The 14,088-nt window shown below is 74.0% G+C and carries 12 protein-coding genes; 6 read left to right on the top strand and 6 right to left on the bottom strand.

Annotation, left to right across the window (positions count from 1 at the left end):
* The 5 genes from ACEPPI_RS37025 to ACEPPI_RS37005 all read right to left on the bottom strand — a co-directional run.
* Positions 1-206, bottom strand: a 206-nt coding sequence (locus tag ACEPPI_RS37025) for a hypothetical protein (RefSeq protein ID WP_373919657.1), incomplete at its 3' end; no start/stop codon positions are given.
* Entirely contained in the window at positions 203-1,024 is an 822-nt protein-coding gene (locus tag ACEPPI_RS37020; protein WP_373919656.1) for an ABC transporter ATP-binding protein, read from the bottom strand. The genes ACEPPI_RS37025 and ACEPPI_RS37020, both read right to left, overlap by 4 nt.
* An 8-nt stretch (positions 1,025-1,032) precedes the next feature.
* On the bottom strand, positions 1,033-2,088 hold the full coding sequence (locus ACEPPI_RS37015) for an ABC transporter substrate-binding protein (RefSeq protein ID WP_373919655.1): 1,056 nt from the start codon (positions 2,086-2,088) through the stop codon (positions 1,033-1,035).
* Between the two features lie 44 nt (positions 2,089-2,132).
* Complete coding sequence (ssuE, locus tag ACEPPI_RS37010; protein WP_373919654.1) at positions 2,133-2,690, bottom strand: NADPH-dependent FMN reductase; 558 nt, start codon at positions 2,688-2,690, stop codon at positions 2,133-2,135.
* Between the two features lie 52 nt (positions 2,691-2,742).
* On the bottom strand, positions 2,743-3,699 hold the full coding sequence (locus tag ACEPPI_RS37005; protein ID WP_373919653.1) for a TauD/TfdA dioxygenase family protein: 957 nt from the start codon (positions 3,697-3,699) through the stop codon (positions 2,743-2,745).
* A 1,271-nt stretch (positions 3,700-4,970) separates the two neighbouring features.
* Between ACEPPI_RS37005 and ACEPPI_RS37000 the strand changes: the two genes are divergently transcribed.
* Genes ACEPPI_RS37000 through meaB form a run of 4 tightly spaced genes read left to right on the top strand, consistent with a single transcriptional unit; the run spans position 4,971 to position 11,262 of the window.
* Complete coding sequence (locus ACEPPI_RS37000) at positions 4,971-6,191, top strand: ROK family protein (protein WP_373919652.1); 1,221 nt, start codon at positions 4,971-4,973, stop codon at positions 6,189-6,191.
* A gap of 24 nt (positions 6,192-6,215) precedes the next feature.
* On the top strand, positions 6,216-8,081 hold the full coding sequence (locus ACEPPI_RS36995; protein WP_373919651.1) for a methylmalonyl-CoA mutase family protein: 1,866 nt from the start codon (positions 6,216-6,218) through the stop codon (positions 8,079-8,081).
* The gene (gene scpA / locus ACEPPI_RS36990; protein WP_373919650.1) at positions 8,078-10,264 is read left to right on the top strand and encodes a methylmalonyl-CoA mutase; all 2,187 of its coding nucleotides are present in this window, start codon (positions 8,078-8,080) and stop codon (positions 10,262-10,264) included. The genes ACEPPI_RS36995 and scpA overlap by 4 nt, the downstream gene beginning before the upstream one ends.
* An 11-nt stretch (positions 10,265-10,275) precedes the next feature.
* Positions 10,276-11,262 carry a methylmalonyl Co-A mutase-associated GTPase MeaB gene (meaB, locus tag ACEPPI_RS36985; RefSeq protein ID WP_373919649.1) on the top strand — a complete coding sequence of 329 codons (987 nt, stop codon included), beginning with the start codon at positions 10,276-10,278 and terminating at the stop codon, positions 11,260-11,262.
* A 125-nt stretch (positions 11,263-11,387) separates the two neighbouring features.
* Here meaB and ACEPPI_RS36980 read toward each other — a convergent pair whose 3' ends face one another.
* A complete protein-coding gene (locus ACEPPI_RS36980) occupies positions 11,388-12,389 on the bottom strand; it encodes an asparaginase (protein WP_373919648.1) in 1,002 nt (333 codons plus the stop codon).
* A 129-nt stretch (positions 12,390-12,518) separates the two neighbouring features.
* Between ACEPPI_RS36980 and ACEPPI_RS36975 the strand changes: the two genes are divergently transcribed.
* Both ACEPPI_RS36975 and ACEPPI_RS36970 read left to right on the top strand, forming a co-directional pair.
* Positions 12,519-12,968, top strand: coding sequence for an Lrp/AsnC family transcriptional regulator (locus tag ACEPPI_RS36975; protein ID WP_373919647.1), 450 nt, complete (start codon positions 12,519-12,521; stop codon positions 12,966-12,968).
* A gap of 168 nt (positions 12,969-13,136) precedes the next feature.
* Positions 13,137-14,015, top strand: a complete 879-nt coding sequence (locus ACEPPI_RS36970) for a BTAD domain-containing putative transcriptional regulator (protein ID WP_373919646.1) — start codon at positions 13,137-13,139, stop codon at positions 14,013-14,015.
* The last annotated feature ends 73 nt before the right edge of the window (positions 14,016-14,088 follow it).

Genomic DNA, 14,088 nt, shown 5'->3' with positions numbered 1-14,088 from the left:
GATCTGGCGCCCTGCGCGGCAGGTCCCGCGGGCGAGGCGGCCTGCGCGGCGCGCGCCGGGGCCGGGGCGGGATCCACGGCAGGTGGCGGGGCCGAGATGGCCTCCGCGGCGGGTGCCGGAGCCAGGGCGGCCTCCACGGCAGGTGCCGGGGCCGGGGCGGGATCCGCGGTGGTGGCGGGTCGTGCCCGGCGGGTGTGGGTGCTCATGCGGCAGCCTCTTCCTTCTCCAGTCGCTGGGCGCGGGCCACCTCGTCGTGGAGCAGGGTCCAGATCTCGTGGCGGTAGCGGGCGAACTCCGGGCTGGAGCGCAGGTCCTCACCCGTGGCACCGGCGGCCCGGTCGCCGAAGGAGACGGGGACGACCTCCTTGACCCTGCCCGGCCGGGAGGTGATGACGGCCACCTTCTGGCCGAGGTACACGGCCTCCTCGATGCCGTGCGTGATGAAGACGACGGTCTTGCCGGTGCGCTGCCAGATGCGGCGCAGTTCGTCCTGGAGGGACTCGCGGGTCTGCGCGTCGAGTGCGGCGAACGGCTCGTCCATCAGCAGCACGTCCGGGTCGTAGGCCAGCGAGCGGGCGATCGCGACCCGCTGGCGCATGCCGCCGGAGAGCTCGTGCGGGTGCCGGTCCTCGAATCCGGTGAGGCCGACCAGTTCCAGGAACTCCCTCGCCCTGGCAGCCCGTTGGCGCCGCGGGACGCCCGTGGCCTCCAGGCCGAACTCGACGTTGCCCAGCGCGGTGCGCCAGGGCAGCAGGGCGTACTGCTGGAAGACGGTGCCCCGGTCCAGACCCGGGCCGGTGACCGGTTCGCCGTCGAGCAGGATCCGGCCCGAGGTGGGGCGGGTGAGGCCGCCGAGGAGGTCCAGGAGGGTGGACTTGCCGCAGCCACTGGGGCCTACGACGACCACGAACTCCCCCGTGCCGATCTCCAGGTCGATCCCGTCGAGAGCCGTGAACTCCTCTTTGCGTTTCCTGTCCTTGGTGGGGAAGGTCTTGGTGACGGACTCGAACACGATCTTCGCCATGGTGTGCGTCAGCCCTTCCCGTTGCCGTTGAACTCGTTGGTGAACAGGTCCGCGGCGCGCAGCCTGCCCTTCTTGATCTCGCCGCGCTCGGCGAGCCAGTCGATCCAGAGCTGGAACTCCTTCTCCTCGATCCGGCCCGCGGGCGCGGCGACCCCGTAGGAACGCCAGTACTTCAGGACCGAGGCGTCCTCGTTGCGGCCGCGCTTGCGGACGATCTCCGTCATCCGGGCGATGACCTCCTCGCGGGGTGTGGTGCGGGACCAGTCGATGGCCTTGCCCACGCCCGTCACGAAGGTCCGTACGGTGTCCGGGTTCTCCTTGATGAAGCGCTCGGTCATCACGTACGTGCCGCCGCTGAAGGCGCCCAGCAGGTCGAAGTCGCTGAACAGCGGGCGGACGCCGCCGGCCGCGACGGCCTTGTCGCGCAGCACCCCGCTGAGGACGCCGACCTCGATCTGCTTCTGTCTCAGGGACTGTTCGGTGTTGACGGGCGGGACGACCAGGGCCTCGACCTTGTCGGACTCGGCCCGCGAGAGGCCGCCCCGGCTCAGGTAGATGTCGAGGAGGGCCTGCGCGTGGGCGCCCAGGGTGTTCATCCCGACCTTCTTGCCGATCAGGTCGCGGGGGGAACGGATGGGGCTGTCCTCCAGGACGTAGTAGCCCAGGTTCGTCTCCTTGTCGGAGCCGTAGTACGAGATCACGGCCTTCACCGGGGCCTTGCCCGCGACGAGTTTGACGACCGCGCCGTTGAACGCGCCGCCGAAGTGGGTCTGACCGGTCGCGGCGGACTGGATGTCCTGCGGGCCGCTGATGGTGTTGCCCACCCAGTCCAGGGTGAGGTTGCCGAGGAAACCGAGGTCGGCGGCGAGTTCGGGAAGGGTGACGGCGCCGACCGCGCCCTGGTACTTCAGGGCGGTGATCTGCTTGCCGGGTGCGGCGGCGGGTCCGGAGGCGGACCCGCCGGTCGCGGTGGCCGTGCCGCAGCTCACCGCGGCCGCCGAGATGCCGAGCAGGGTGAGGAACTGGCGCCGGGAGCGGGTGATCGGGGTGGGGGCTGCGGGCATGGCGGATCCTTGTCGCTGGCTGCGGGGTGGTCGGGGGCTCGGGGTCAGGGGGCCGGGCTGAGGGCGGCGGCCCCGGAGGCGCGCAGGGCGTCGGAGAACTCGTCGACGGCCTGGAAGAGGTCCAGTTCCGCCTCGGGGCGCAGCCGGTCGGGACCGGCCCCGCGCTCGACGGAGGAGTCCAGGACGAACCGGCCGGCGGTCACGTGCCGGGCGCCGAGGGCGGCGAGGACCGGGCGCAGGGCGTAGTCGATGGTCAGGACGTGGGCGAGGCTGCCGCCGGTGGCGAGCGGAAGAACCGTTTTGCCGGCCAGGCCGTCCTGCGGGAGCAGGTCGAGGAAGGCCTTGAGCAGGCCGGTGTACGAGGCCTTGTAGACCGGGGTCGCGATGACCAGCCCGTCGGCTTCGGCGACGGCTTCCAGCGCCCGGCGGATCTCCGGCTCGCCACGGCGGGCGGCGAGGAGGTCGGCGGCGGGCAGGTCGCGTACGGCGAGGTGAGCGGTCTCGAACCCGGAGTGGGAGAGCCGGCGCAGCACGTGGTCGGCGACGACGGCGGTCCGGGAGTGGGTGGAGGGGCTGCCGGTGAGGGCGAGCAGCTTGGGCACGGGGGCTCCTCGGGCGGAGGGCGGGCCGGGCGGCGGCCCGGAGGGGCGGGGATCAGGCGGAGGCGGGCGCCTCGGAGGAGTCGGCGTCACCGGACGCGCCGGAGGGGATGCCGAAGGAGGGGGCCGGGACGGTCTCGGGGCTGATCAGGCGGGAAGGCACCCCGTCGGGGCCGACCGGGACGTCGCCGTCGACGGTGACGCGGCGCAGGGTGCGCTCGTGGTCGTCGGAGTCGTCCACGCCGTAGTGCTGGGTGGCGCGGTTGTCCCAGATCGCGACGTCGCCGGCCCGCCACTGCCAGCGGACGGTGTTCTCGGGGCTCTCGATGTGGGCCTGGAAGAGGTCCAGGAGGGTACGGGAGTCGCGGCCGGTGAGGCCGTTGACGCGCTGGACGAAGTTGCCGAGGAGCAGGGTGCGTTCGCCGGTCTCGGGGTGGACGCGCACCACCGGGTGCTCGGTGAGGAACTTCGTGGAGGTGAAGACCTCGCGGTACTGGGCGAGCGCCTCGGGAAGGGCGTCGGGCTTCAGGGCCGCGTAGTCGTACTCGTTGGAGTGGACGGCCCGCAGGCCGTCGGCCAGGGCGCGGAGCGGCTCGGGAAGGTGGGTGTAGGCGGTGGCGGTGTTGGCCCAGAGGGTGTTGCCGCCGTACGGGGGGATGGTGACGGCGCGGAGGACGGAGAAGGCGGGGTAGGCGGGGACGAAGGTGACGTCGGTGTGCCACTGGTTCGCGCGGGCGCCGTGGTGGGAGTCGATGCCGAGGGCGTAACGGCCGTCGGCGGAGGGGACGGTGGGGTGGGCGACCGGCGTGCCGAGCAGCCGGGCGAAGGCCTCGTGGCCTGCCTCGTCGAGGTGGTCCTGGCCGCGGAAGAAGACGACCTTGTGGGCGAGGAGGGCGGTGCGGATCTCGGCGACGGCCTCGGGGGCGAGGTCCCCGCCGAGCCGTACGCCGCCGATCTCGGCTCCGATGCGGCCGCCGAGCTTGGTGACGGTGGTGGCGGTGAGCGTGGTCACGGGAACTCCCGGTGTGTGGGTGGTGGATTTATTTCCGCTGCGGAAGAAATGAGCCGAGGCGTACGGACGCCACGGATCGGAACGGGTTGTGGAGGGTCGGCCGGCTCGTCGGGCCCACCGGGTCGCTCCCGGCTTCCCCGGCTTCCCCGGCTTCCCCGACGGCCGTGCCGGCCGTGCCGGCGGGGCCCGGGACAGCGGGCCCCGCACCCCGACCGTGCGGCGGGCGGCCGCCCGGCCGGAGGCCCCGGCCACGAGGCCCGGTCCGACGGGTCGGAGCCCGGGGCCGGCAGGGCGAACCTGCCGAACCGGGGCCCCGGACCGTGGGCCCGGTCCTGTTCCCTCAGGGGAACCGGGAGCGGAGGTCCGAAGTGCGCGGGCCGAAGAGCCGATCGCAAGGACGGTCCCGCCGGGCCTGCCCGATGCGGTCCGAGCCCCTCGGGGGAACGGCCGTTGGGGCGGGGGCCGGCGGGCGGACGGGTCAGGACGGCCGATCCGGGGTCCCGGAGGCTACCGGCCGGAGGGCCGGCACCGGCGGGGGGACGGCCCTGCCGCGTACGGGCCGGGGCCGGGCCCGCCGGAGCGGGCTCCGGGGCTCGGGGCGCGGGTCAGGAGCAACAGGGGCCCGGACACCGGTCCGGCGTGGGACAGGGGCCGGGGGTGCAGAGCCGCGGGGCGAGGTGGACGTTCGCGGTCATGACCCGGAGCCTGTCAGCGCCCCCGTCGCGGGTCAACCCCCGCCCCACACCTGGCCCCGAACCCTCTGCACCGGCGTTGACCTGCCCTTTCCTCATCAACCGGCGGCCGAAAACCGTTGCTGGATTTCACGGCCCCGCAATGCCACCGCCACGCACCGCGCGCACCGCACGCTCCGGGTCCGCCGCCCGGCCGCCGGGCGTCCGGTGGTCGTCCGGTGGGACACGGCCCCGGGGCGCCCCCAGGGTCGCGCCATCCCCGTCGGGCGGGCCGTTCGAGGCCGGCCGCACCGGCTCGGGGCACTTCCGGACCGGGCGACCCGACCCGGCATCCGTCCCTTGCCCGCGCTCGCGCAGGCCGCACCCGGCCCGGGGCCACCCTTGCGGCCCGGCCCGTCCGCACACCGGCCCGTCGGGCACGTACCGCGCGGGACCCCGTCCAACTCCCCGAGCACCCACGGGGACATCACCGCACCCCGCCCCCGGATGGCACCGCCCCGCTCCGCCCTCGTCGGGCGGGCGACCCACGGGGCCCGGCACGGTGCGCCGCCGCCCCGCGGGGTCCGGCATGATCGGGGGATGACGCGAATGGCCGGGGACCGGCGGGGGGTCGCCAATGCCGCCTCCGTGTTGCGGACGGTGCTCGACCACGGGCCCGTGGCCCGCAGCGGGATCTCCCCGCTGTGCGGGCTGAGCCCCGCCGCGGTGTCGCGGCAGACCACCGGCCTGCTCCGCGCCGGGCTGCTGCGCGAGCTGCCCGACCCCGCCGGCCGGGCCGCCTCCGGTCGGCCCCGGATCCCGCTGGACCTGCACACCGGGGCCGTCGGCGGACCGGTCGCGGCCGGGCTGCACATCGGGGTGCCCGCGTCCACCTTCAGCCTCGTCGACCTGCGCGGGCAGGTCCTGGCCCGCCGCGCCTTCCCGCACCGGGACCCGCGCGACCCGGCCCTTTTCGGCCGCATCGCGGCGGAACTCGGCCGTTTCCTGCGGGAGCACGCCGGCGGCGGCCGGCCCCTCCTCGGCGTCGGCGCCGCACTCGGCGGCTGGGTCCGGCCCGATGCGGGGACCGTCGTACGGCATCCGGCGCTCGGATGGCGGCAGTGGCCGCTGGCCGCCGAGCTGTCACAGGCCCTCGGCCTGCCGGTGCAGGTGGACAACCACGCCCGTGCCGTCGCCGGGGCCGAGATCCTCTTCGGGCATCCGGCGGCCCGCCGGAGCCTGGTGCACCTGTTCATCGGCAACGTCGTCGACGCCGCGTTCGGCATCGAGGGCACGGTCCACCACGGTCCCGGCTCCGCCGCGGGCGACGTGGCGCACCTGCCGGTGCCCGGTTCCGGGGCCGTCTGCGCGTGCGGGCGTACGGGCTGCCTCCAGGCGGCCGCCTCCGACACCGCGCTCGGCGCCGAGGCCGTGCGGCGCGGGATCGTGCCCGATCCGTCCGTCCCCCTCCTCGTCGACGCCGCGGCGGCCGGCGACCCCCGGGCGGACCGGCTGCTGCGTGAACGGGCCCGGGACGTCGGACGGGCCGCGGCGCTGCTGCTCGACGTGTTCAACCCGGCGGTGATGGTCGTCACCGAACTGTCCTGCGTACTGCACGAGGGCTACCTGGACGAGATCCGCGCCGCCGCCGTCGAGCGCTCGCACGTGTGCGACGATCCCGCGCGGATCATCTCCCCGCATGCCGGTCCGGCCGTCCTCCCGCAGGCCGCCGCGACGGTGCTGCTGGGCCCGCTGTTCCGGGACCCGGCCGGGCTGACCTGGGAGTGCGAGATCACATCCGGCGGTTATGGTCTCGGTTGAGCGGGCCCCCCTAGCATTCGAGCCATGACGGTCCTGCCTGACGACGGGCTCTCCCTGGCCGCCGAATTTCCCGAAACGACACATGAGCAGTGGCAACGCCTCGTCGAGGGCGTACTGCGCAAGTCGGGCAAGGAAGTATCCGGCGAGGCGGCGGAAGACGCGCTGTCCACCACACTCGAGGACGGGCTCATCACCCGCCCGCTGTACACGGCACGCCCCGACGGGGACGGCCCCGACACCGGCTTCCCGGGCTTCGCACCCTTCGTGCGCGGCGGTACGCCCGCCGGGACCGGCACCTCCGGCTGGGACGTGCGCCAGCGGTTCGCGGGCAGCGACCCGGTACGGATCAACGAGGCGGCCCTCGCCGACCTCGAAAACGGCGCCACCTCCCTCTGGCTGACCGTCGGCCGGGGCGGTCTGCCGGCCGACGGCCTCGCGCGGGCACTGGAGGGCGTCTACCTCGACCTCGCCCCCGTGGCCCTGGACCCGGGAGCCGAATACGCCGACGCCGCACGGGCGTTGCTCGCCCTGTACGCCGAACGCGGGGTGGCCCCGCGGGACGCGCGCGCCGCCCTGGGCATCGACCCGCTGGGGCACGAGGCCCGCACCGGTGAGGCCCTGGACCAGGCATCCGCCGTCGAGCTGGCCCGGGAGGCGGCCGCCTCCTGGCCCGGCGTGCGCGCGCTGACCGTGGACGCCCTGCCGTACCACGAGGCGGGCGGCTCGGCAGCCGAGGAGCTGGGGCTGTCCCTGGCCACCGGAGTGGCGTACCTGCGGGCCCTGACCGACGCCGGTCTCACCACCGAAGCCGCCCTCGGGCAGCTGGAGTTCCGCTACGCCGCGACCGCCGACCAGTTCCTGACCATCGCCAAGCTGCGCGCCGCCCGGCGCCTGTGGGCCCGGATCGCCGAGGCCTGCGGGGCTCCGGAGGCGGGCGCCCAGCGGCAGCACGCCGTCACCTCGCCGGTGATGATGACCCGGCGCGACCCGTGGGTGAACATGCTGCGCACCACGGTCGCCTGCATGGCGGCGGGCGTGGGCGGCGCGGACTCCGTCACCGTTCTCCCCTTCGACAGCGAGCTGGGCCTGCCGGACGCGTTCGCGCGCCGGATCGCCCGCAACACCTCCACCGTGCTGCTGGAGGAGTCGCACCTGGCCCGGGTGATCGACCCGGCCGGCGGCTCCTACTACGTGGAACGGCTCACGGACGAACTCGCCCAGGCCGCCTGGGAGTTCTTCCGGACCGTGGAGCGGGCCGGCGGGCAGGCCGCCGCCCTGCGCTCGGGGCTGGTCGCGGAGCGGCTCGCCGCCACCTGGGCCGCGCGGTCGAAGAAGCTGGCCACGCGCCGCGAACCGATCACCGGCGTCAGCGAGTTCCCGCTGCTGTCGGAGAAGCCGGTGGTCCGCGAAGCGGCGCCCACGCGCCCGGCCGGCGGGCTCCCCCGCGTCCGGCGCGACGAGGCCTACGAGGCCCTGCGCGCCCGCAGCGACGCGCACCTGGCCGCCACCGGCTCCCGGCCGCGGATCTTCCTCGCGGCGCTGGGTCCGGCGGCCGCGCACACCGCCCGCGCCACCTTCGCCTCGAACCTGTTCCAGGCGGGAGGCATCGAACCGGTCCACGACCCGGTGTCGGTGGATCCGGCGACGGCCGCCGAGGCGTACGCGGCGAGCGGCGCGGACGGCATGGCCGTGCTCTGCTCCAGCGACGCGCTGTACGAGGAGCAGGCCGCGGCGGTGTCCGGGGCGCTGCGCGCGGCGGGCGCCACGACCGTCTTCCTCGCCGGCCGGCCGGGCACCGCAGAGGCTTCCGTGGACGAGTACGTCTTCGCCGGCTGTGACGCCGTCGCCGTGCTGTCCTCCGTACTCGACCGGATGGGAGTGCCGTCTTGAGCATCCCCGATTTCTCCGAGCTGGCGCTCGGCCCCACCGCCGCCCGGGAGGTGTCCGAGGAACAGTGGCGCTCCGCGGTGAAGGAGTCCACCGGCACCGCGGCCGCCGACCTGCTGTGGGAGACCCCCGAGGGAATCGGCGTGAAGCCGCTGTACACGGGGCGGGACCTGGAGGGCCTGGACTTCCTGGCGACGTACCCCGGTGTGGCCCCGTACCTGCGCGGCCCCTACCCGACGATGTACGTGAACCAGCCCTGGACGATCCGGCAGTACGCCGGCTTCTCCACGGCGGAGGAGTCGAACGCCTTCTACCGGCGCAACCTCGCGTCGGGCCAGAAGGGCCTGTCGGTGGCCTTCGACCTGCCGACGCACCGCGGCTACGACAGTGACCACCCGCGCGTGACGGGTGACGTCGGCATGGCGGGCGTGGCGATCGACTCGATCTACGACATGCGCCAGCTGTTCGACGGGATCCCCCTCGACAAGATGTCGGTGTCGATGACGATGAACGGCGCGGTGCTGCCGGTCCTCGCCCTCTACATCGTGGCGGCGGAGGAGCAGGGCGTCTCCCCCGACAAGCTCGCCGGGACCATCCAGAACGACATCCTCAAGGAGTTCATGGTCCGCAACACCTACATCTACCCGCCGAAGCCGTCGATGCGGATCATCTCCGACATCTTCGCCTTCACCTCGCGGAACATGCCGCGGTACAACTCGATCTCGATCTCCGGGTACCACATCCAGGAGGCCGGGGCGACGGCCGACCTGGAGCTGGCGTACACGCTCGCGGACGGGGTGGAGTACCTGCGGGCCGGTCAGGCGGTCGGCCTGGACGTGGACGCGTTCGCGCCGCGCCTGTCGTTCTTCTGGGCGATCGGCATGAACTTCTTCATGGAGGTCGCGAAGCTGCGCGCGGCCCGGCTGCTGTGGGCGCGCCTGGTCAAGCAGTTCGACCCGAAGAACGCCAAGTCGCTGTCGCTGCGCACGCATTCGCAGACCTCGGGCTGGTCCCTGACCGCCCAGGACGTGTTCAACAACGTCACGCGTACGTGCATCGAGGCGATGGCGGCGACCCAGGGGCACACCCAGTCGCTGCACACGAACGCCCTCGACGAGGCGCTGGCGCTGCCGACGGACTTCTCGGCGCGCATCGCGCGCAACACCCAGCTGCTGCTGCAGCAGGAGTCGGGGACCTGCCGGTCGATCGACCCGTGGGGCGGCAGCGCGTACGTCGAGAAGCTGACGTACGACCTGGCGCGGCGGGCCTGGCAGCACATCGAGGAGGTCGAGGCGGCCGGCGGCATGGCGCAGGCCATCGACGCGGGCATCCCGAAGCTCCGGGTGGAGGAGGCCGCCGCGCGTACGCAGGCGCGGATCGACTCCGGCCGGCAGCCGGTGATCGGCGTGAACAAGTACCGGGTGGAGAGCGACGAGCAGATCGAGGTGCTCAAGGTCGACAACTCCTCGGTGCGCGCGCAGCAGATCGCCAAGCTGCGGCGGCTGCGCGAGGAGCGCGACGAGGCGCGCACCCAGGACACCCTGCGGGCGCTGACGCACGCGGCCGGCAGCGGGGAGGGCAACCTGCTCGCCCTGGCGGTGGACGCGGCGCGCGCCAAGGCCACGGTCGGTGAGATCTCCGACGCACTGGAGAAGGTGTACGGGCGGCACGCGAGCCAGATCCGTACGATCTCGGGTGTGTACCGCACCGAGGCAGGCGAGTCCCCGTCCGTGGAGCGCACCCGGGCGCTCGTCGACCGGTTCGAGGAGGCCGAGGGCCGTCGTCCGCGCATCCTGGTCGCCAAGATGGGCCAGGACGGGCACGACCGCGGCCAGAAGGTCATCGCGACGGCCTTCGCCGACCTGGGCTTCGACGTGGACGTCGGCCCGCTGTTCCAGACCCCGGCGGAGGTGGCCCGCCAGGCCGTCGAGGCGGACGTCCACGTGGTGGGCGTGTCGTCGCTGGCGGCCGGTCACCTGACCCTCGTTCCGGCGCTGCGCGAGCAGCTGGCGGAGGAGGGGCGCGAGGACATCATGATCGTGGTGGGCGGGGTGATCCCGCCGGCCGACGTGCCGACGCTGCTGGAGATGGGCGCGACGGCGGTGTTCCCGCCGGGCACGGTCATTCCGGACGCGGCCCACGACCTGGTGACGCGGCTGGCCGCGGACCTGGGCCACGAGCTGTAGGCGCCGCGCGGATGCCCCCGAAGATCGACATCGACGTGTACGTGAAGGGCGTGCTCGACGGGAAGCGTGCGCACATCGCGCGGGCGATCACTCTCGTCGAGTCCACCCGGCCGGATCACCGCACCCTGGCGCAGGCCCTGTTGACGCGGCTGCTGCCGCACGCGGGCAGTGCCCGGCGGATCGGCATCAGCGGGGTGCCGGGGGTGGGCAAGTCCACCTTCATCGACGCGTTCGGCACGATGCTGACCGGGCTGGGCCACCGGGTGGCGGTGCTGGCCGTGGACCCGTCCTCCACCCGGACGGGCGGGTCCATCCTCGGCGACAAGACGCGGATGGAGCGGCTCGCCGTCGATCCGGCGGCGTTCGTCCGGCCGTCCCCGTCCGCGGGGACGCTGGGCGGGGTCGCCAAGGCGACCCGCGAGTCGATGATCGTCATGGAGGCGGCCGGGTACGACGTGGTCCTCGTCGAGACGGTGGGCGTGGGCCAGTCGGAGACCACGGTCGCCGGGATGGTGGACTCCTTCCTGCTGCTGTCGCTGGCGCGTACGGGCGACCAGTTGCAGGGCATCAAGAAGGGCGTCCTGGAGCTGGCGGACGTGCTGGCCGTGAACAAGGCGGACGGTCCGCACGAGCGGGACGCGAAGGCGGCGGCCCGGGAACTGTCGGGCGCGCTGCGGCTGATGCACCCGGCGGACGCCGCCTGGACCCCGCCGGTGCTGACGTGCAGCGCGCGGGAGTCGGCGGGGCTCGACGAGGTCTGGAACCGGCTCGAACAGCACCGGATGCTGCTGGACGCGGGCGGCCGGCTGGCGGCCAAGCGCGCGGCGCAGCAGGTGGAGTGGACCTGGTCGATGGTCCGCGACGAACTGCTGGAGCGGCTGCGGGCCGATCCGGCGGTACGGGAGCTGGCTCCGGAGCTGGAGGCGGGGGTGCGGGCGGGTACCGTCACCGCCACCTCGGCGGCGGACCGGATCCTGTCGGCGTTCGGCCGCGGCTGACGGTCCGGCGCGCGTCCGGGCCGTCAGGTCCGCGCGCGTCCGGAAGAGCGCGACGCGGGGGGCGGCGGGGCGGGGGCGCGCCCCCCCCCCCCCCCCCCCCCCCGCCCCTCGCGCCGTCCCGGCGGTTACGCGTCGATCAGTACCGAGCCCGCGGCGCCCAGCACCTCGTGCAGGACGCGGGCCCGTTCGGCCGGCTCCGGGGAGGCCAGCAGCGCGGAGAGGACCGCGATCCGGGCCTGGCCGGCCCGCAGGGTGCCGGTGGGGACGGCTCCGGCGGCGACGAGGTCGACCGCGCCGCCGTGGGTGTAGATCTCGGTCACGGGACCGGCCGCGACCCGCGTGGTCAGCGCGACCAGGACCCCTCGGGCGACGGCGGCGGCCACCGCGTCCACGATCTCCGGGGTGGCGTTGCCCGCGCCGGTGCCCACCAGGACGATGCCCTTGGCGCCCGCCTCGACGGCGGCGTTCAGCAGCACCGGGTCGCCGTCGGCGTGGTGCATCACCATGTCCACGCGCGGCGGCAGCTCCGGCATCGCGGGCAGGGGCAGCGGGGCCGGCCGCTGCGGGCCGCGCAGCACGGCGACCTTGCCGAAGCCGACCTTGCCGAGGAGCTCCTTGGAGGGGTCGGCGAACGCGTCCAGGGCCACGGCCTGGGTCTTCACGGTGCCCCGGGCCGCGTGCACCCGGCCGGCGAAGGTGATCAGGACGCCGAGTCCGCGCGTGGTGGCGGCGGTGAGCAGGGCGTCGTAGAGGTTGCCGGGACCGTCGCCCTCGGCGGAGCCCATGGGGAGCTGCGAGCCGGTGAACACGACGCTGCGCGCGTCGTGGTGGTGCAGGTCGACGAGGAAGGCCGACTCCTCCAGGGTGTCGGTGCCGTGCGTGACGACGATGCCGTCGACGCCGGGGTCGGCGAGCACCTCGTGGACGGTGCGCAGGAGGGTCAGCTGGTGGGCGGTGGTGAGCCGGGGGCTGTTCACGCTGAACAGGTCCACGACGTCGACGGTGACGCCCTCGGGCAGGGGGGCGGTGGCCATCACCTCGCGTCCGTCGGCCTCGGCGGCGAAGCCGGAGCCCATCCACCGGCTGGCTATCGTCCCGCCGGTGCTGATGACGACGATGCGTCCCATGGCCTGGCCACCTTCCCTCGCGTAGATCTCGTACAGATTTCCTATACCCCGCAATGATAGTGAGATCTACGCGCAATGCGATTGCGTATTTCGGCGCACCTGTAACAAGCCATGGGCGATAATTGCGCCATGGACGCGATCGATCACGAAATCTTGCGCGAGCTCCAGCGCGACGGCCGCCTCAGCAACCAGGAACTGGCCCAGCGGGTCGGCCTGACCCCCTCCCCGTGCATGCGCCGGGTGCGCCAGCTGGAGCAGGACGGGGTGATCCAGGGCTATCGGGCCGTGATCGACCCGGAGGCCGTCGGGCGCGGGTTCGAGGTGCTGGTGTCCGTCGAGGTCAAGCGGGACCGGGAGGCCGTCGAGGCCTTCGAGGCGGCGCTCCAGGACATCCCCGACGTCATCGAGGCCTACCGCCTCTTCGGCAGTCCGGGCTGCCTGCTGCGCATCGCCGTCGCCGACCTGCGCGCGTACGAACGCCTCTGGATCGAGCGGCTCACGGCGCTCTCCGGGATCACCGAGGTCAACTCCCAGATCATCATGAAGCGCATCAAGGAGCCGACCGGGCTGCCCGTCTGACGCCGCGCCGGCCGCCGCACACCCCGCGCGCGCCCCCGCCCCGCCCCTGGTGGCCTGTGCTTATCTCCCCGCCCAGGGGAGCCGGGCGCGCGGCGATAACCCTCCAATAAGGCCCCCCATTAGCTTCTGGAATCCGACACGGATGCTCACACCAGAAGGGGGTGCCGCATGGACTTCCGGCTGCTCGGGCCGATCGAGGCCAAACGGGGAGGCGGCGCTACGATCCCGCTCTCCGGTTCCAAGGTCCATACGGTGCTCGCGGCGCTACTGCTGTCCGAAGGACGCGTGGTCTCCGATGCCCGGCTCAGCGCCCTCCTGTGGGGGTGGGACCCGCCGGCCACGGCCAGCGCGCAGATCTACACGTACATGTCGAGGCTGCGCAAGCACCTCGGCCCGGAGATCGAGATCGTCCGACGGCAGCCGGGCTACGTGCTGCGGGCACCCGGGGCATGGATCGACCTCACCGAGTTCGACCGCCTGGACCGCCTGGGCCGCGAGGCCCTCGCCGACCGCCGCTTCGACGAGGCGGGCACGCTGCTGCGCGACGCCCTGGACCTGTGGCGGGGCACCGCGCTGGCCAACGCGACCGAGCAGATGATCGAGACGGAGCTGCCCCGGCTGGAGGAGGCGCGGATGATCGCGCTGGAGAGCCGGATCGAGGCCGACCTCGCCGTCGGCCGCCACGAGCAGGTCACCGCCGAGCTCACCGGACTGGTCGCCGAACACCCCGTACGGGAGCGGCTGCGCGCCCAGCTGATGACGGCCCTGTACCGCTGCGGGCGGCAGGCCGACGCGCTGCACACGTACTACGAGGGGCGCGCGGTCCTCGCCGACCAGCTGGGCGTGGACCCGGGCGAGGCGCTCGGGTCCACCTACCAGGCAGTGCTCGGCGGCGGCCTCGGACTGGGCGCCGCCGCCGACTCCCCGCCCGCCGGCGCGGACGCCCCGCAGGACCCCGCGGCCCGGGGCCGGGCCGGATCCACGGCGCCGGCCGCGGGCCCCGCGGCGGCGTCACCCGCGGTGGCCCCGAATCTTCCCCCCCCCTAATGGGATTTAAACCGCCCCCCGGCCGCACAGGCCCGGCTGCGCGCGCGGGTGATCCGCGGCGGCGGGCGGGGGG

It is taken from the genome of Streptomyces sp. AB3(2024), assembly GCF_041862025.1.
Lineage (GTDB): Bacteria > Actinomycetota > Actinomycetes > Streptomycetales > Streptomycetaceae > Streptomyces.
This window is presented reverse-complemented; position numbering and strand designations above follow the sequence as displayed.